This is a genomic window from Streptosporangium sp. 'caverna' (assembly GCF_003203775.1).
Taxonomy (GTDB): domain Bacteria; phylum Actinomycetota; class Actinomycetes; order Streptosporangiales; family Streptosporangiaceae; genus Streptosporangium; species Streptosporangium subroseum.
Window position 1 is genome coordinate 10,425,036 of sequence record NZ_CP029711.1, and the last position, 18,008, is coordinate 10,443,043.

General features: G+C 66.9%; 14 protein-coding genes. 10 read left to right on the forward strand and 4 right to left on the reverse strand.

Annotated features, from left to right (window positions below):
* The first annotated feature begins 141 nt into the window (after window positions 1–141).
* The 6 genes from DKM19_RS45060 to DKM19_RS45085 all read left to right on the forward strand — a co-directional run bounded on the left by DKM19_RS45060 (window position 142) and on the right by DKM19_RS45085 (window position 9,406).
* Complete coding sequence (locus tag DKM19_RS45060) at window positions 142–1,914, forward strand: LVIVD repeat-containing protein (protein WP_204358519.1); 1,773 nt, start codon at window positions 142–144, stop codon at window positions 1,912–1,914.
* Window positions 1,915–2,023: 109 nt separating this feature from the next.
* Window positions 2,024–2,653, forward strand: a complete 630-nt coding sequence (locus DKM19_RS45065) for a hypothetical protein (RefSeq protein WP_110704763.1) — start codon at window positions 2,024–2,026, stop codon at window positions 2,651–2,653.
* 446 nt (window positions 2,654–3,099) lie between these two features.
* Entirely contained in the window at window positions 3,100–6,339 is a 3,240-nt protein-coding gene (locus tag DKM19_RS45070; protein WP_110704764.1) for a M14 family zinc carboxypeptidase, read from the forward strand.
* A gap of 70 nt (window positions 6,340–6,409) precedes the next feature.
* Window positions 6,410–7,030, forward strand: a complete 621-nt coding sequence (locus DKM19_RS45075; protein ID WP_110704765.1) for a hypothetical protein — start codon at window positions 6,410–6,412, stop codon at window positions 7,028–7,030.
* Between the two features lie 101 nt (window positions 7,031–7,131).
* Window positions 7,132–8,184 carry a DUF916 domain-containing protein gene (locus DKM19_RS45080; protein WP_162642249.1) on the forward strand — a complete coding sequence of 351 codons (1,053 nt, stop codon included), beginning with the start codon at window positions 7,132–7,134 and terminating at the stop codon, window positions 8,182–8,184.
* Between the two features lie 301 nt (window positions 8,185–8,485).
* Window positions 8,486–9,406: a MerR family transcriptional regulator gene (locus tag DKM19_RS45085; RefSeq protein WP_239513936.1), complete on the forward strand. Its 921-nt coding sequence runs from the start codon at window positions 8,486–8,488 to the stop codon at window positions 9,404–9,406.
* Window positions 9,407–9,501: 95 nt separating this feature from the next.
* On the opposite strand, the gene DKM19_RS45090 is transcribed toward DKM19_RS45085, so the two are convergent.
* Together DKM19_RS45090 and DKM19_RS45095 are read right to left on the reverse strand one after the other, a co-directional pair.
* A complete protein-coding gene (locus tag DKM19_RS45090; RefSeq protein WP_110704767.1) occupies window positions 9,502–9,723 on the reverse strand; it encodes a hypothetical protein in 222 nt (73 codons plus the stop codon).
* 882 nt (window positions 9,724–10,605) lie between these two features.
* On the reverse strand, window positions 10,606–11,040 hold the full coding sequence (locus DKM19_RS45095; RefSeq protein ID WP_110704768.1) for a hypothetical protein: 435 nt from the start codon (window positions 11,038–11,040) through the stop codon (window positions 10,606–10,608).
* Window positions 11,041–11,313: 273 nt separating this feature from the next.
* On the opposite strand from DKM19_RS45095, the gene DKM19_RS45100 reads away from it, so the two are divergent.
* Window positions 11,314–11,538, forward strand: coding sequence for a hypothetical protein (locus DKM19_RS45100; RefSeq protein WP_110704769.1), 225 nt, complete (start codon window positions 11,314–11,316; stop codon window positions 11,536–11,538).
* Between the two features lie 245 nt (window positions 11,539–11,783).
* Window positions 11,784–12,602, forward strand: a complete 819-nt coding sequence (locus DKM19_RS45105) for a helix-turn-helix domain-containing protein (protein WP_110704770.1) — start codon at window positions 11,784–11,786, stop codon at window positions 12,600–12,602.
* A gap of 453 nt (window positions 12,603–13,055) precedes the next feature.
* Here the strand turns inward: DKM19_RS45105 and DKM19_RS45110 are convergent, their stop codons facing one another.
* On the reverse strand, window positions 13,056–15,323 hold the full coding sequence (locus tag DKM19_RS45110; protein ID WP_239513937.1) for a transglycosylase domain-containing protein: 2,268 nt from the start codon (window positions 15,321–15,323) through the stop codon (window positions 13,056–13,058).
* 921 nt (window positions 15,324–16,244) lie between these two features.
* Here DKM19_RS45110 and DKM19_RS45120 point away from each other — a divergent pair.
* The gene (locus tag DKM19_RS45120; protein WP_110704773.1) at window positions 16,245–16,469 is read left to right on the forward strand and encodes a hypothetical protein; all 225 of its coding nucleotides are present in this window, start codon (window positions 16,245–16,247) and stop codon (window positions 16,467–16,469) included.
* Window positions 16,470–16,491: 22 nt separating this feature from the next.
* On the opposite strand, the gene DKM19_RS45125 is transcribed toward DKM19_RS45120, so the two are convergent.
* Window positions 16,492–16,737: a hypothetical protein gene (locus DKM19_RS45125; protein ID WP_110704774.1), complete on the reverse strand. Its 246-nt coding sequence runs from the start codon at window positions 16,735–16,737 to the stop codon at window positions 16,492–16,494.
* 295 nt (window positions 16,738–17,032) lie between these two features.
* On the opposite strand from DKM19_RS45125, the gene DKM19_RS45130 reads away from it, so the two are divergent.
* The gene (locus DKM19_RS45130; RefSeq protein ID WP_239513938.1) at window positions 17,033–17,827 is read left to right on the forward strand and encodes a helix-turn-helix domain-containing protein; all 795 of its coding nucleotides are present in this window, start codon (window positions 17,033–17,035) and stop codon (window positions 17,825–17,827) included.
* Window positions 17,828–18,008: the final 181 nt, after the last annotated feature.

An 18,008-nucleotide genomic window follows, 5' to 3' on the forward strand; every position in this document is an offset into this window, starting at 1 on the left:
AGATCCCGGGTCGCCCTTCGCGATGATCAACTAGGGAGGAGATGCCCGAAAGAAGGGAAACGACCCGTGAGAAGTAGCCGTTCGGCACGTGGGGGACGTGCCAGACTACAAAAGCTCGGGATACTCGTCGCAGGCGTGTTATTGGCAGCGCTACTGCCAACCACGACCTCCGCAGCATCGGCCGACGTCGACCCCCGAGTCGGTCTTGGCGCTGGATGGCTGGACGCCCAGCAGGCCATCAGCGGACTGGAAATGACCGCGCACCGGGACAGGCCGGAGGGCTTCTACGTCGCCTCCAACCCCGGTAACGGTTCGTACCTCAACTCCGACCTTGCATTCAGCGGAAACTACGCGTTCTCCGGCAACTATAACGGTTTCAACATCTACGACATCTCCGAGGGCGGCAACCCCGTCCTGAAGACCTCGGTGGTCTGCCCCGGCGGGCAGGGCGACCTGTCGGTGTACGGGAACCTGCTGTTCATGTCCGTGGAGGAGACCCGCGGCCGGATCGACTGTGGCACGCAGGGAGCCACCGGAACCGTCAACCCTGACCGGTTCCGCGGTGTCCGTGTCTTCGACATCAGCGACATCAGCCACCCGGTGCAGGTGGCGGCGGTGCAGACCTGCCGTGGCTCGCACACCCACTCGTTGGTGACCAGCAAGAACGAGCCGGAGAACGTCTACGTCTACGTCTCCGGCACGTCCAGCGTTCGCTCCGCCCAGGAGCTCGCGGGCTGCGCCAACACGGCGGCGACCGACCCGACCACCTCGCTGTGGCGGATCGACGTCATCCGGGTGCCGCTGGCCGCTCCGCAGAACGCGGCGGTCGTGAACAACCCCCGGCTGTTCACCAACGCGGAGACCGGCGCGATCAACGGTCTCCAGAACAGCCCGCCCACCCCGCAGCACCCGTCGGGTACCAACTGGTCGCCGTCGCCGGTCACCAACCAGTGCCACGACATCACGGCGTACCCGGAGATCGGTCTGGCCGCCGGCGCCTGCGCGGGTAACGGCATCCTGATCGACATCTCCGACCCGACGAACCCGAAGCGGCTCGACGCGGTCTCCGACCCCAACTACGCGTACTGGCACTCCGCCACCTTCAACAACGACGGTACGAAGGTCGTCTTCACCGACGAGTGGGGCGGCGGCTCCGGCGCACGCTGCCGGACCACCGACCTGCCGTCCTGGGGCGCGAACTCGATCTACGACATCGTCGACGGCAAGCTCGTCTTCCGGAGCTACTACAAGCTTCCGGCGCCGCAGACGACGGCGGAGAACTGTGTCGCGCACAACGGGTCGCTCATCCCGATCCCCGGTCGCGACGTCATGGTCCAGGCCTGGTACCAGGGTGGCCTGTCGGTGTTCGACTTCACCGACTCCAGCAACCCGAAGGAGATCGCGTTCTTCGACCGTGGCCCGATCAGTGCCACCTCGCTGGTCACCGGTGGCTTCTGGTCGGCCTACTGGTACAACGGCCACATCTACGGCAACGAGATCGCGCGCGGTTTCGACGCCTTCAAGTTGAAGCCGAGCCAGTTCCTCAGCCAGGCCGAGATCAACGCGGCGGCGGCCGTGAAGCTCGACAGGTTCAACGCGCAGCAGCAGCCGAAGCTGACTCCCGGCCTCTCGCTGGCCGAGACCGCTCAGGCCCGCTGCGTGGGCACGTCGGCGTACGTTGCGGTCACGGCGGTCAACGATGGGACCGTTCCCGCGACCGTGACGCTGTCGACCCCCTACGGTTCCAAGACCGTGGCCGACCTCGCCCCGGGCAAGCAGGCGTACCAGTCCTTCAACACCCGGGCCAAGCAGCTCGCCGCCGGCACGGTGAACGTGACGGGCGCCGCGACGATCGGTGGCCAGCAGGTCACCTCGTCGCACGACCCCGCCTACGCCGCGATCAGCTGCGGCTGACCGGATCGGCGGTAGCCACGGTGTACACACCGGGGACGCCGCTTAGTTGAACCGGGGCCGGCCGGCCCACAGGCTGGCCGGCCCCACCCCCCATAAGTGGAGTAATCATATGAAAAGCAATAGAACCACCCAGGTACTGGCGGCTTCCGTGCTCGCTTTCGCCCTGGCCGGCCTGGCCGGTCCCGCGATGGCGGCCGACGAGCCCGACCCCGAAGGCGTCGAGGTCTCGGTGACGATCGAGCCCCTCCGCGTCCCGGGCACGATCTCGATGACCGTGGCAGAAAACAGCGGCGTGACCCTCGCGGAGAACGGATCCAACGCCGCAGCCCGCCAGTTCACCGGCACCCTGCCCACCGTCACGGTCACCGACACCCGCCTCCCCGACGAGATCCCCGACGGGGAATTCTGGGCGGTCGTGGGCCAGTCCAGCCAGCTCGTCGCGACCGGCGACCCGGCCAAGACCATCGACGCGAAATACCTGGGCTGGACCCCGCACTTGCTGAGCGACACCACCACCGGAGCGGTCGCCGCCGGCGAACCCGTCTCCAGCGCCGTCTCCGACGGCACCGGAGCACCCACCGAAGGTCTGACCGGCCAGGAACTGCTCGTCTCGATCGCGAACTCCACCGAAGAGATCGGCACCCACAAGGTCAACGCCGACCTCGCCCTGCGGACTGAGCCCGACGTCGCCGCCGGGGAGTACCACTCGACCCTGACGCTCTCACTGTTCAACCAGTAAGCCAACGGGGCGAAACGCCCCCGCCCGCTGTGGCGAGACCACGTTCACCGTCGTCGTGACGAGGAGAGCCGGGCACTTCCCACACCACCGACACACCCTCAGGTGACGACCGGCTCCGTACCTGCCGGCCTTCCGGCAGATACGGAGACCCGCCGGTAGACGGGCGTGTCACAACTCGGCTCCGGTGGAGTTCCCAGCTCCCCGACTCCACCGGAGCCGCCGTCCGCTCAATCCCCGTTCCACGGAGTTTGGTACGGAACTATTAGGGCTAAATGGGACGATACATCCCTAAAAATACCTAGAAATAAGACCGTTACCGAAATAGACCTTAAACGGTAAAAATGATCGCTTGACGGAAATCGGAACGTTGCAAAAGACTTCCCTCGACTTGCGTGCGCCCTGCCAGGCCGACCCCCCGCCTGGCCCACGCAGATGGAGGAACGTCAATGAGACGCGCTGCCAACAGCAGCAGAGTTCGCCGATTCGCCGTTGTGCTCGCATTACCCCTGGCGATCGCTGTCAGCACACTTCCGGTGCTCGCCGACCCGGGCCCTCCGCCGGTGAGCGACGTGGCCCCCGACCGTCTGCCCGCCACCGACCAGAACGGCGTCGCCCTGATCCGGATCGTCGTGCCGGACCAGGCCGATGTGGACCGGCTGGCCGATATGGGTGTCGACCTGGCCGAATACAAGAAGCCCGTGGATGACGGCCTCGAGGTGCACGCCATCCTCAGCCCCCAGGAGGCCGACCGTCTCCGGGACCAGGGCTTCGATCTCCGTGGCGTCATCTCCGACGAGAGCGACTTCGCCGCCAACAAGGTCGAGCGAGGCCAGGCCCTGGCGAGGGAGGCCGTGGCCGAGGCCGAGACCGACAAGCTGACCGTGCTCCGCGCGGAGTGGTTCACCTCGACCGACAACCAACGCTTCCTGTCCGTCGAGGTGAAGTCGAGCGCGACCGACGCGCAGACCGTGCTCACCGCCACCTGGGACAGCGGCAAGAACACCGCCCCCGACTCGGGCGGCACGGCGACGATGTCCCGATTCACCGACGCCGGTCAGTACATGTACCACCGGTTCACCTCGCCGCTCGCGATCGACCAGGAGCCGGCCAAGGTCACCATCACCAGCAGCCGCGGCGGTTCGGTGACGGCGGAGGCGGCCAAGTGGCTGGGGGCGCCACGCAAGGCACCGCGCCCGCACTACGTCTCCGACTTCGTCGACCACTACATGGACGCGACCGAGGTCACCGACCGCATCGTCGGCCTGGCCGCGGAGTTCCCGGCAACGGCGGAGATCGTCGATCTGCCGTACAAGACGAACGGCTACCGCAGGCTCGCCCAGGCGCAGTTCGGCACGGGATCGGCCGCCATCGTCTACCTGAGCTCCAAGGCCTACGGCAGCGAGGGCGGCAACGACGTCACCGCGGCGCTGGTCAACCCGAACGCCGCCGACTCCCCGCTGTCGGTCGGGGTCAACGGCAAGAACATCGTGGTCAACCTGGCCACCAACGCGACGGGCGCGATCACCAGCACCGCCAAGCAGGTGGTGGACGCCGTCAATGCCAGCCCGGCGGCGTCGACGCTGGTGACGGCGAGCACCTATCGCGGCAACGCGGGTGCGGGCGTGGTGGTCGCGGCGCCGACGACCAGGCTGACCGACTTCCTCAAGGCGCCGGCGAGCGTGTCGCGCGCACCGTTCCAGATGAAGGCCCTGCGCATCGGCAAGCATCGGGACGGTTCCAAGGTCGGTGTGTTCCTGTACTGCCAGGAGCACGCCCGTGAGTGGGTGACCCCGCTGACCTGCGTGGAGACCGCCGAACGGCTGCTGCGCAACTACGCGCAGGACAAGGCGACCAAGAAGCTCGTGGACAACCTCGACATCTTCCTGCTGCCGACCGCCAACCCCGACGGTTCGCACTACTCGATGTACGACTACAACATGCAGCGCAAGAACCTGACCAACCACTGCGCCGCCACCGCGGCCGACCCCGCGAACCGCAACGCCTGGGGTGTGGACCTGAACCGGAACTTCTCGGTCGGCTCCCTCTTCGACGGGTACAGCGGCGCCTCGGCGACCTGCACCGGTGAGACCTACGCGGGTCCCGGCGAGCTGTCGGAGCCGGAGAGCCGCAACGAGGTGTGGCTCACCCAGCAGTACCCCAACATCAAGTTCGCGATGAACACCCACTCCTACGGCGGCTACTTCATGTGGCCTCCGGGGGCGTACAAGTCGGCCGGGCGCGAGCTGCTGCCGCGGGTCGACTACGGCACCGAGAACTATTTCTGGGAGGCCTCCGACCACATCCTGTCCGCGGTGCAGGACTACCGCGGCACGGCGATCTGGCCGGGCCGTACCGGTCCGGTCCCGGACGTGCTGTACTCGGCGGCCGGCAACAGCGCGGACGAGCACTGGTTCAACCGGGGCATCATCGGCTGGGACTTCGAGGTCGGCGCGGACCTGTACAACCCCGTCACCAAGCGGTTCACCGCGGTCGGCTTCCAGCCGCCCTTCAGCGAGGGACACGAGGAGGCGATGGAGTTCACCAACGGTCAGATCGCCATCCTCGAGGTCGCCCGCGCCTTCACCGAGGACCGCGACCTGCCCGAGTCGAAGCTGAAGGTCACCGCCAAGAACGCCGGCTCCTCCGCGTTCACCTTCAGGACCGACGAGCCCGCCAACGTGTACTACACGCTGGACGGCAGCCGGCCGACGCTGAACTCGCCCAAGCTGGTGTCGGCGAACATGCGTGAGGGCGCGCAGCAGATCACGGTCGACAAGACCACCGAGGTGTCCTGGTTCTCCGTCGACATCGCCGGCAACGTCGAGAACGGCTACCAGCCGGACGGCAGCGGTCAGAACTACAAAAAGGAGACCGTGGAGGTCAAGGCGGTGCCGGTGACGACCGCGACGACCGCCCCGGCCGAGCCGGCCAGTGGCTGGTTCACCGGTCCGGTGTCGGTCACGCTGTCCGCGGCCCCCGGAGAGCGCAAGATCGACCGTACCGAGTACCAGCTCGACGGCGGCGCCTGGACCAAGTACACCGCGCCGATCGCCGTCACCGGGAACGGCTCGCACACGCTGGCCTACCGCTCCGTCGACTCGGCGAACAACGTCGAGGCCGCCAAGACGCTGACCGTCAAGGTGGACACGACCGCGCCGGTGACGACGGCCGCGGTCGGTACGGCGGTCAACGGCGGTGTGCCGGTGACCCTCTCCGCGACGGACGAGACGTCCGGCGTGGCAGGCACCGAACACTCCCTGGACGGCGGCGCCTGGACCCCCAGCGCCGGTACGGTCACCGTCTCCGGCCAGGGCGAGCACGAGCTGCGGTTCCGTTCGACCGACAAGGCCGGGAACGTCGAGGAGATCAAGGCCGTCACGGTGCCGGTCGCTCCGGAGATCGCGATGACCGTGACCGCCCAGGCCCGCTGCGTGGACACGTCGGCGTACGTGGCGGTCACGGCCGTCAACGACGCCTCCGTGCCGGTGAACGTGACGCTGTCGACCCTCTACGGTTCCAGGACCGTGGCCGATGTCACCCCGGGCAAGCAGGCGTACCAGTCCTTCAACGCTCGCACCGGGCAGCTCGCCGCCGGCACGGTGAACGTGACGGGCGCCGCGACGATCGGTGACCGGCAGGTCACCTCGTCCTACGACGCCGCCCACCCCGCGATCAGCTGCGTCTGACCCGACCCGCTGGTGGCCCCGGTGCACGCGCCGGGGCCACCACCCTGCCCCTCATAAGTGGAGTACTCATATGAAAACCGCTCAGGTGCTCGCCGCGTCCGTGCTTGCTTTCGCCCTGGCCGGCCTGGCCGGTCCCGCGATGGCGGCCGACGAGCCCGACCCCGAAGGCGTCGAGGTCTCGGTGACGATCGAGCCCCTCCGCGTCCCGGGCACGATCTCGATGACCGTGGCAGAAAACAGCGGCGTGACCCTCGCGGAGAACGGATCCAACGCCGCAGCCCGCCAGTTCACCGGCACCCTGCCGACCGTCACCGTGACCGACACCCGCCTCCCCGACGAGATCCCCGACGGGGAGTTCTGGGCGGTCGTGGGCCAGTCCAGCCAGCTCGTCGCGACCGGCGACCCGGCCAAGACCATCGGCCCGGAATTCCTGGGCTGGAAGCCGCGCCTGCTGAGCGACACCACCACCGGAGCGGTCGCCGCCGGCGAGCCCGTCTCCAGCGTCGTCTCCGACGGCACCGACGCACCCACCGAAGGTCTGAAGAGCCAGGAGCTGCTCGTCTCGACCGCCAACTCCACCGAAGAGATCGGCACCCACCAGGTCAACGCCGACCTCGCCCTGCGCACCCCGGTCGACATCGCCGCCGGGGAGTACCACTCGACCCTGACGCTCTCACTGTTCAACCAGTGAGCCAACGGGGCGGAACGCCCCTGCCCGACGGGTCCGTCCGGGACGTGTGCCAGTCTGGCGCACGTCCCGGAACGTTCAAGATCAGACAGGAGACACCTCTGTTGGCCATGAGCAGTCCGCGCAGGGCACTTGCCCTCCTCGCGCTCCTGTGCGCTGCCGGCGCGACCACCCTGGCCGGATTCGCCGGCCCGGCCGACGCCGCAGGCCGGAGCGACATCACCTGGTCGGTCGCGCCGGCCGACGCCAAGGGCCCCGACGGCCGCCGCGTGATCGATGTCGAGCTGGCCGGTGGGCAGGAGGTGACCGAGCATGTCGCGGTCATCAACCGCTCCACCGAGGAGGTCGTCTTCGCGATCGACGCCAACGACGGCTACCTGACCGCCAAGGGACTGTTCGACATGCGGCCCTCGGACGCCACGCCGACCGACGGCGGAGCATGGATCAAGATTCCCGACAAGGTGACCATTCCCGCCGGTGCCACCGCCATCGTGCCCGTCAAGATCTCGGCGCCGCCGAACGCGACGCCGGGAGACCACCCCGCGGGTGTCACCGCGTCCGTGGACACGGTCTCCAAGCAGGTCCGGGTCCAGAACCGGGTAGGCGTCCGGGTGAACCTCCGCGTGACCGGCGACTACGTGGCCAAAGTCGCCGTGACCGGTCTGCGGGCCGAATACACCGGTTCGTGGAACCCCTTCGCCGCGGGCTCCATCGACGTGACCTACACCGTGGCCAACGTCGGCAATGTCCGGGTGGCCCCGGACTCGCAGGTCCGAACGTCCGCCCTGGTGGGGGAGAGTGGCTGGGACGACCCGTCCGAAGCCAAGGCCAGGGAAATCATGCCGGGTAGCAGTCGCGAGTTCACCGCACGGGTGACCGGCGTCTGGCCGATGGGGTCGCTCACCACAGAAGTCATGGCGATCCCCTCACCCGTGGGTAATTCGCCCTCGGGCGTCGTCGCCCAGCAGGTGGCGATCGACACCACGCTCTGGGCACTGCCGTGGCCGCAGCTTGTTTTCCTCGTCCTCCTCGTTGCTGTCTTTCTCGTCGTCCGGGTGGCCGTTTCCCGGCGCCGCAAGCGCCTCAAGCGGCAGGCCGAGATCCTGCGCGAGGCCAACGAACTGATCGCCAAATACGGCGGCAAGCCGAAGGACTGACCATGGCTCGGGGGTGCCGGGCGATCGAAAGAAGGCACTCGCACCTTTGAAGGGTCCCTGCTTCAGGGCCCCTTCCTTTGAAGGGCCCCTGCCCAGGGTGCCCCAACACGCGAACGCGTCGCGGGGCACCCTGCACGTCGGTTCGGGCGGCACGCCGTACCCGATCAACGCGCCGACCGCCGACACGCCGCCGGCGAGGCGTCATCGATCATTTCCGGGGCCGTTTCCCCAGGGCAGGACCCACGAGGCGTTGCCGGAACAATCGGCTTGACTCTCCAGCGACTGGAGGGTTGATGCTGCTGTGGTGAACAACCGCGACAGCCTTCTCACCATCGGACAGCTCTCCGAGCGCACGGGCCTGCCGGTGCGGACGATCCGCTTCTGGTCCGACGCCGGTGTCATCCCGCCGACATGCCGGTCGGCCGGCGGCTACCGCCTGTACGACGCGGAGGCCGTCGTCCGGCTCGACCTGGTGCGGACGCTACGCGAACTGGGACTGGACCTCGACACCGTCCAGAAGATCCTGACGAGGCAGTGCACGGTGGCCGAGGTCGCCAGGGCCCATGTCGAGGCACTGGACGCCCAGATCCGCTCTCTCCGGTTGCGCCGGACGGTGCTGCGGTCGATCACCCGTCAGGAGAGCACGACCGAGGAGATGATGCTCATGCACAAGTTGACCCGCCTTTCCGCTCAGGAAAGGCAGCGAATGATCGACGACTTCGTCGACCGGATGATCGACGGCATAGACCCGCAGACACCGGGAGCGCACATCGCAACCCGAATGCGCCGCCTCCCGGCAGAGCTGCCGGATGACCCCACCCCGGAACAGGCGGAGGCCTGGCTGGAGCTCGCCGAACTCGTGGGTGATGCCGGCTTCCAGGAGCGCGTACGTCAGATGGCGGTGGCCGGCGCCGCGCCCCAGAACGAATCCGGACCACAGCCCTATGACTCCAACCTGGTCCTGGAGCACGCCGGAAGAGCCGTGGCCGCCGACATCGATCCCGGCTCAGCCGAGGGCAGGACGATCCTGGACCAGATCGTGGATCCGGCACTGCCTGCCGAAGACCGCAGCCGGATGGCCGACGGGGTGGAGACGTTCACCGATCGCCGGGTGGAGAGATACTGGCAGCTCATGGGCGTGCTCAACGGCAATGCGCCGTTCTCGCCCAGCGTCCCCGCCTTCGAATGGTTCATCGCCGCACTGCGCGCATCCCGGAGCTGACCTCGACGTCACTCCGCTCCTCCACGCGCGAGGCAACCCCGCGAGGCTGTGCTTCGCGGGGCTGCCGTTGTCATCGGGACTGCTCGCCGATGCGGCTAGCCCTCGGAGCCGCCGTTGCAATGCTGTTGCTCCCAGCTTCCGGTCCTGTAGCTGTAGCAGTAGTAGCAGCCGTCAGTTCTCCATACGCATTGGCCGGGAGGTTGCTGGGCCGAGGAGCAGACATTTGTCGCGGAGGCCTGCGCGGTGCCGGTGACGGTTCCGGTGACGAGGAGCGCGGACACCGCCAGCACGACGGCGAAGAGCAAACGCTTGAGCATCAGATCACTCCCTGAGGTGAGGACCGAATCCCGATTGACGGGGATGACGAGTGTCGGTTCCGGGTCTCGGGATACGCCGATGCGGCGCCGAACAACACTCAGACTAATCGCGATATCAGGCGGAATCGCCCAGTCAGAGGCAAAACATTATTTCCGGCAATCACTACACAAATATGATCATACGAATTCACCAGAGAAATACGGCACTGCGTCTCAGCCAACCGCTGCGAGCCTTCGAACCGCGGATTCTTACCGCCGACGGCGGCCCGGACGACGCTTCCCCGGAGGGTCCAATGCAGCGTCACAGGAACGGAAAATGACAGTCAGGGAAATCGGCACACCGTTGGCCAACCAGCGCCAACGAGGAGCATGGAGAATCTCGCGACCGGAGCCTGGCCGTCGACCCGGATGGAGTACCGGCTTCAATTCTCCTCGCCGATCTCGGCGAGGAGGCGATCTGCGGGCTGACCAATCGATCAGCAGCGACGCGTCCAACGCTTGCTCACAAAAACGTTACGGCACCTGTTGGAGGTCGACCCCAGGAAGCCGTCCTCGGCCTTGGTGCAAACGCCGTTCGTGGTTTCTGTGCATTCGTTCGTGGCAACGCACTCACCGTTGATAGTCGTGGTGCAATATTCCTCTTCCACCTCGGGCATGTCCGGATCTTCGTAGTCGATCGCGGCCTTGGTGGCGTCCCCACCGCTTCTACGGGCACGGTGCGCCGGCGCGTATGGCGTCCGGAAAGAGCCGTCCTCTGCTTTCCTGCCTACGGCCGGAACGTAGCCGTCGATTCGTATGTAGTACCAGTTGTAGCCTTTCTCGCCGTCGTCGCACCTGATATCAGAGAACCGAATTCGAGTACGCTTGAGAACGCAGAATTTGTCACTCGACGCGATCAATTCCTTGGCGTGCGGTTTCACGTGGAACCGCCAAGAACGCGACAAGGCCGACACCGAGGAAGACCGCGGGAAGCAGCATCACAGCGCCCACGGCCCAGAGGCCGCTGTCGTCCGACGTAGCGGCGTCGATCGACCAGGCCAGCCACATCACACCCGCGATACTGAGCGTGCCGATCTTCGGGTGACCGCGCCGACCGGCGACAGCGGCGAGGATTCCCAGGACGATCACCAGGCCTGCCACCTGCCACGGCTGATAGGGGCCGCTGAGACTGCCGTCCGGTTCGACATCCCGCTCCTGGTCCCACCCCAGCCAGGCGAGATAGTTCGCCAGAGACGCCGCGGCCAGAACCGCACCGATCCGAACGCTCGCCCCGATACGACGAGCACGGGGTATGCCGTTTTCCGTCACGGTCTCCATGCTTTCGTTGGCGATGGTCGCCTACGAGCCTACGCACTGCTGAATGGGTCCGGAAGCGGCATCTCCACCGTGGTCAGGGTGCGGCCGGCCGCACCGCGGCATTGACGCACAGCAGTAGGACGCTCTTCGGCAGAACCTCCGCGACAAGGTCGGCAAAAGAAATCCCAAGATTCTGTCATTTTTCGCGACTTCTCGCAGCCAGAGCGTTGCCAACGCTCGAAGAGCCAGAGACGTGATAACGCGATAAAGGTCTCAACGGACGGAAACTCGGCGATGGAAATCGTGCTCTGGGCGGTGATCACGGGTGTGATCGTTGCCGCAGTCCTGGTCTTCACGGCCTTGAGCTACCACTACCTCCAGGTTCGCCGGCACCACCAGACGGGACGGTCCTGCGGGATCGATGACACGACGACTCCCCCTCAGCATCCTGCCGGCCAGGGGAGTCATTCCTCCCCGTGCGGGGATCCGGACCTGCCGGACGGCGACGGGTACGAGTGAGACGCGACGAACCCCGCAGAGCAGTTCCTGGGGGCGCCGAAGGTCACCAGGAGTACGGAACTGGAGAGCCGAGATCACCAGGCGTACGGAGCGGGAGAGCCGACTCTGAGACACCGGAGGTCACCGGACGTACGGGGCGTGGGAGCCGAGCCGGCCGGGACGGCTGTTCCTTCGGCAACCGGGACGGCTGTTCCTGGGAACGGCGCAACCACCACGCCAATGAATTAGTGACATAACGTTACGAAATGGACAGTCACAAGCTTTTGGGTGAGTTCCTGCGCGCTCGGCGTGAGGTCACCACCCCTGAGCAGGTGGGGCTACCGTACTCGGGCCCCCGCCGGACGCCGGGGCTGCGCCGCGAGGAGGTGGCGCTGCTGGCCGGGGTCAGCATCGGCTATTACATCCGCCTGGAACAGGGGCGCGAACGCCATCCGTCCGACCGGGTGCTCGACGCCCTGGTACGGGTGCTGAGCCTCTGCCCCGAGGCCACGACGCACCTGTACGAACTCGCCCACCCCGGGTCACGGCAGCGCGAAACAGCCGAACGGCCGGAGCAGGTGAATCCGGACCTGCTACGGCTGATGCACGGCTGGTCGCACACCCCGGCGCTGGTGATCGGTCGCTGGATGGACGTGCTGGCCATAAACGCGATGGGCGCCGCCCTCCACCGTGATCTGGGATGCATGGACAACCTGCTCCGGCTGGCCTTCCTGAATCCCGCCGCGCGCGAGTTCTACCGGGACTGGGAGCGGGTCATCGCCTCCTGGGTGGCCCATCTACGCTCCGCCGCGGGAGCGGATCTCAACAATCCGCGCCTGACCGAACTGGTCGATGAGCTCTCCCTCAAAAGCACGGACTTCCGCCGCCTGTGGGCTCGTCATGACATATCCGGCGTAACCCGGGCGGCCAAGTCCCTCTGCCACGGTGAACTCGGCGAGCTGGACCTTACCTGCGAGCTGTTCGGCGTCACCGACGCGCCGGGTCAGAAACTGATCGTCATGCATGTCGACCCCGGCAGCCCGTCCGAGCGCGCCCTGGCCCGGCTGAACAGTCTCACGGTCTGAGCCCTGGCTCAGCTGAACGGCCCCATGGGCCAAACCGCCCAGCTCAACAGCGTCACGGTCCAGGCCCTGATCCAGCTCAACGGTCCCATGAGCCAAACCGCCCAGCTGAACGGCCTCACGATGTGACGCGGCACGCCGGTCATCGTGGCTCAGGGCCGTGATCGGGCACAGGAGTTTCCTCGGCTACCGCCCAGCCCGTCGCGGCGGGCGGTAGCGCGCCGGAGGAGGGCGCAAGGTCCCGGCCGCACGCCAGGACCTCATCTGTTGGACGCCGGTGCGGGGCGGGGAGTTCACCTCGAACCCGAATCGGTCTCGGAGAACCCGAATCCATCTCGGACATGACGACGCCCCCACCGGATGAGAGAAGTGGGGGCGTCGCCTCGATCAGGATCCGGCTCCCGGGCCCGGTTCCCCGATCAGGGGATATGGCCTGGCAGCGGGTTGGTCGTCGTCCTAGCCGACGGGGGGGTTCGGGCCACCACGGCCATTGCCATGGTTGCCGGGGCCGTTGCGGTTGTTGCCGTTGGGACCGTTGTTGCCGTTGGGACCGTTATTGCCGGCGGGGCCGTTATTGCCGGCGGGGCCGTTGTCGTTGATGCCGGGGCCGTCAGCGCCGGTGAAACCGCCGGGGCCTTCATCGCCGGTGGCGTCGCCGTTGTCCGAGGGGGGCGGCGCGGGCTGGCAGCTCTCCCCGCAGCCGCCGAACCGCTCCGCGTTGATCGGGGTGAACGACGACGGCGGAACGTTCTTCAGCGCGCCGATCATCGTGTCCTTCCAGATCGGACCCGGGATGCTGGCGCCGAACACCGAACCGTAGTACCGGCCGCCGATCGTGACGCCGTTCAGCTTGTGGTCCTGCGAGCCGCGCGGGTCGCCGATGCTGACCGCGCCGGCCAGGTCCGGGGTGAACCCGGCGAACCACGCGCTGGCGCTGCTGTCGGTGGTGCCGGTCTTGCCTCCCGCGTCGCGGCCGATGCCGCCGACGGCCTTCATCGTGCCCTTGTCGAACACACCCGACAGCACGTCGGCCGCCGCGTCGGCGACCTCGGGATCGAGCGCCTGACGGCACTTGGGCTTGTAGGCGGTGGTCTTGCCGTCGCGGTCGGTGATCTGAGCGATCGCCATCGGCGAGCAGTACTTGCCCCGGGCGCCGATCGCGGCGTACGCGTTGGCCACCGTCACCGGGTCCATCTCGTTGATACCGAGCGTGAACGTCTCGAACTCCTGAAGGCTGCCCCCGTCGGAGCGGTGGATGCCCAGCGACTTGGCCGTGTTGATCGTGTCGCAGAGGCCGACCTTCTGCTCCAGCATCAGAAAGAACGTGTTCACCGAGTCCCAGGTGCCGGTCTGCAGCGTCTTCCAGCCCGGACTGCCCTCATCGTTGGTGATGGTGTGGGTCGGGTCGCCGATGGGCTGGCCCTTGCAGTTCTTGAACGCCGAATAACCCGGCGAGGTGTAGCCGGCGCCGGCGGTGAACCCATCGTTGATCTTCATGCCCTCCTTCAGGGCAGTGATCAACGTGAAGGCCTTGAAGGTGGAGCCCGCCTGGAAACCGACGGCACCACCGTGCGCGGCGTCGGCGACGAGGTTGTAGGAGATCTCGTTCTTGGCCTTGCTCCGGCCGTAGGTCCGGCTGGTCGCCATGGCCTTGATCGCCCCGGTGCCCGGCTGGACCAAGGCCTCGGCCGCCGCCGGGTTGTCCGAGGGATGGACCCACTTCTTGATCGCCTTGTCCGCCGCCGCCTGCATGGCCGGATCGATCGTGGTCTTGATCGTCAGACCACCGCGGTTGAGGAACTCCAGACGCGCCTTGGCCGTCTTGCCGAACTCGGGGTTCTTCAAGATCTCGTTACGGACGTAGATGCAGAAGTACGGATACTTGCTGGACTCACACCCACCGGGCAGCTTCGTGCCCTTGTAGCCGAGCTTGGTGGCCTTGGCCTCCGCCAGCTCGGCCGGAGTGATCTTTTTCAGCTCCGCCATCCGGTTCAGCACCACGTTGCGCCGGTTCAACAACAGCGCACGGCTCTTCTTACCCAGATTGGGGTCGGTGGAGTTGGGATCTTGCACCGCGCCGGCCAGCGTCGCGGCCTGCGGCAGGGTCAGATCGGCCGCGGTCACCCCGAAGAACCGCTTGGCCGCCGCCTCCACCCCGTAGGCGCCCGCCCCGAAGTAGGCGATGTTCAGATACTTCTCCAAGATCTCGTCCTTGGAGTACTTCTTCTCCACCGCCATCGCATACCGCAGCTCATTCAGCTTGCGCGCGTAGCTGGACTCCAGCGCGGCGTTCTTCTCTTTTTCGGTGTCGGCGGAGTTGAGCAGCACCTGCTTGACGTATTGCTGGGTGATGCTGGAGCCGCCCTGGCTCACCCCGCCGGCCTGCAGGTTCTTGGCCAGCGCGCGGATCGTGCCCTCGATGTCGATCGCGCCGTGCTCATAGAACCGGTAGTCCTCGATCGAGATGATCGCGGTCTTCATGACCTCGGCCATCTCATCGAGCTTGACGACCTCGCGGTATTCCTCGTAGAACCGCCCGATCTCGTTGCCCCGGGCGTCCTGCACGACCGTGACCTCGGCCGGAGGCGGCTCGGTGAGGTCTTCCGGTTTGAGGTTCACCTCGTTGGTCGCCGACACGATTCCCAGGCCCGCGCCCCCCACGGCCGGCAACGCGACCCCCGCGACCAGCACGCCCACCGCCGCCCCAATGGCGACAAGCCGCATGATCTTGGACGCAATCCCTGATTGATCTTCACCCCGTTCTGGCATGAGCCTAGATTATGGGGCTTTTAAGCCTCTATCTGCCACAAAGGGCATTTAGCCAGGAAATCGTAAGACTTGGTCCCGGGCCCCACTTCATGGTCATCTCCGGAGCCAGAGCGGGAGTGATGCAATGGTAGCGGCAGCGGCGCGGGGGAAGGCGATCCTGCCGTAGTGGGTGGCCAGGGCGCGCAACTGCTTGAACCGGTTGAAACAGATGACGCTCCGGCGTTTATAGACCGTACGGTCGAAAAGCGGGCACCCGCCACGACCGCCCGACGCGCGGAGCGGGCCCTGCACGCCCCACCGGAGAGGCACCGCCTCACCGCCCTTGATCTGGCACTGCCCGCTCACCGTGCGAGAACGACCGGCATGGCCCAGCCGGGTGAGCCTCGCGGGTTCCCCCGTCCTCGCAGGACGCATCCGACTCCCCCGGACCCGAGACCGCCCTGGCCGCCGGTGGCGGGTCCCAATGGGGAGAAGGCAGCTCTGGCGGTCGCCGGAATGCACTCTTTTCATCATGACGGAACAGCCCATAGATCTGCCGCACCAGGACGGAAAGGACCCGCTGTACGGTGCCCCCATGCCTGCCGTGTTCGCCTTTCGAGCCGCCGAAGCCGCCGATGAAGGATTCGCCGCCGTCCGGCGGTTCGAGGGCGCGGACACGATGCTTTTCGAGGCGAGACAGCGGGTGCGGTACGCCGAGCCGGCACCAAAGTGAAAAATGCTCGCGAATTTCATATTGGCTACTAAACGTACCGATATAAATTCATAGGGCTATGGTCGAGGCCTGACCCTTCAGGTAAGGCTCCCCATGAACCGAAGCACCGGCGCGTCCCTCACCATGCCCCTGGCCGTCGCCGTCCGCATGGGCGAGGCCGGCGGATGAGCGCCTGCCGCGACTCCGCATCTCGCACCCACGGCGACCTGTTGTCCCATGACGACGCCTACGCCGCCCGCCTCGTCACGCTGGCCGAGCTGGCCGTGTCCCCCGAGGTCCGGGCCCTCGTCAGGCCCTGGGGGCCGCCCACGCCCCGCCGCCTCGCCGGGATCGCCCGCATCTTCGGTGGACGAGTCGAGCCGGCTCCCTCTCGGAAGGTGCCGGCGTGAGCACCTCCGCCGACGCCGAGCGTCAGCCGTTGTCGACCTCGATCACGATGCCGGTCCCGCTGGAGGCGTTGAAACGATCCGTCGTCCCATCGGTGGTGAGGTTGATCCGGTCCGACCGGTAGTCCATCGTGCGGGGCATGTGCTCCTCAAGCAGACGCACGACGGCCCAGCCGGCAGCCTCGGCCTCCGCTCTGGCGGCCATCAGGTCCATCCCGACGTATCGCTGGATCTGTTCGTCGGTCTCAGGCAGGGCTTCCGAGAAGGTCATGACGGCATCATTTCCCAGGCGGGCCACCTTGTATGCGCCGTCACCGAATGTCAGCTCCAGCTTTCGAGGCGTTCGGCCGATCCGGCGAGGAGGACGCGAGCGGGCGGACCGGCACAGATGATCCGTTCCATGCCGAAACAAGACCACCGGCCGACGCCTCCTTGAGGAAAGGACGCCGCGGTTGGAAGCTCGAAGGGACCGCGATGGTCGAACCAGGGAGTGATGTGACCACCTTATTGGTGGATTTGCGACATACGGTGATGAAATGGACCGCGATAAGCTCCTAGGTGAGTTCTTGCGCGCTCGGCGTGAGGTCACCACCCCCCGGCAGGTGGGGCTGGTGGACTCCGGTTACCGCCGGACTCCGGGGCTGCGCCGGGAGGAGGTGGCGATGCTGGCCGGGGTCAGCAACGACTACTACATCCGCCTGGAGCAGGGGCGCGAACGCAATCCGTCCATGCAGGTGCTCGACGCCCTGGTGCAGGCGCTGGATCTCGGCCCCGACGCCGCGGCGCACCTGTACGCACTCGCACGCCCCCAGTCCTCGACGCGCAGACCGGTCGCCCCGGTCGATCAGGTCCACCCGAACGTGGTGCGGCTCATGGAGAGCTGGGAACACGCGCCGGCGTACGTGGTGAACCACCGGCTGGACGTGCTGGCCAAGAACAAGATGGCCACCGCTCTCTACGACGGGCTGGAATACAACGACAACCTGCTCCGGCTCGCCCTGCTCAACCCCTCGGCACGCGAGTTCTACCTGGACTGGGAGACCGACACCCATTCCAAGGTGGCCCACCTGCGGGCCGCGGCGGGGGCCGGCACCGACGCGTTCGTGATCGAACTGGTCGAGGAGCTGTCACGCGAAAGCGAGGAGTTCCGCCGACTGTGGGATCGCCACGACGTGGAGGCCAGGACCCGCGCGCCCGTGCGCTTCCACCACCGCGAGGTCGGCGACGTGTTCACCTCCATGGAGGTGCTGACCATCGACAGCACCCCCGGCCAGAAAATCATCGTCTTCCAGGCCGAGCCCGGCAGCCCGTCCGAGGCGGCTCTGGACCTTCTGGGCAGACGGACCCGCCACGACGTATGAGACGGCACCCGGAGCCGGCGTACTCACCGAGAACTTGATGTAGAACCGCCGTTCCGCGGGGCCTCGTTGCGCATCGGGCCGACCTCACGCCGCACGCGATCGACCTGTGACCTGCACCGCCCGCTCGATCGCCTCGGCATTCGCGTGCTCCGCCGGCCCTGCCCCCGCCGCCCGCGGTGAC

Excerpts from the sequence above, each read along its gene's own strand:
- DKM19_RS45065 (WP_110704763.1), top strand. The coding sequence starts at position 2,024 with ATGAAAAGCAATAGAACCACCCAGGTACTGGCGGCTTCCGTGCTCGCT.
- DKM19_RS45070 (WP_110704764.1), top strand. The coding sequence starts at position 3,100 with ATGAGACGCGCTGCCAACAGCAGCAGAGTTCGCCGATTCGCCGTTGTG.
- DKM19_RS45075 (WP_110704765.1), top strand. The coding sequence starts at position 6,410 with ATGAAAACCGCTCAGGTGCTCGCCGCGTCCGTGCTTGCTTTCGCCCTG.
- DKM19_RS45090 (WP_110704767.1), bottom strand. The coding sequence starts at position 9,723 with ATGCTCAAGCGTTTGCTCTTCGCCGTCGTGCTGGCGGTGTCCGCGCTC.
- DKM19_RS45095 (WP_110704768.1), bottom strand. The coding sequence starts at position 11,040 with ATGGAGACCGTGACGGAAAACGGCATACCCCGTGCTCGTCGTATCGGG.
- DKM19_RS45100 (WP_110704769.1), top strand. The coding sequence starts at position 11,314 with ATGGAAATCGTGCTCTGGGCGGTGATCACGGGTGTGATCGTTGCCGCA.
- DKM19_RS45105 (WP_110704770.1), top strand. The coding sequence starts at position 11,784 with ATGGACAGTCACAAGCTTTTGGGTGAGTTCCTGCGCGCTCGGCGTGAG.
- DKM19_RS45110 (WP_239513937.1), bottom strand. The coding sequence starts at position 15,323 with ATGCGGCTTGTCGCCATTGGGGCGGCGGTGGGCGTGCTGGTCGCGGGG.
- DKM19_RS45120 (WP_110704773.1), top strand. The coding sequence starts at position 16,245 with ATGAGCGCCTGCCGCGACTCCGCATCTCGCACCCACGGCGACCTGTTG.
- DKM19_RS45125 (WP_110704774.1), bottom strand. The coding sequence starts at position 16,737 with ATGACCTTCTCGGAAGCCCTGCCTGAGACCGACGAACAGATCCAGCGA.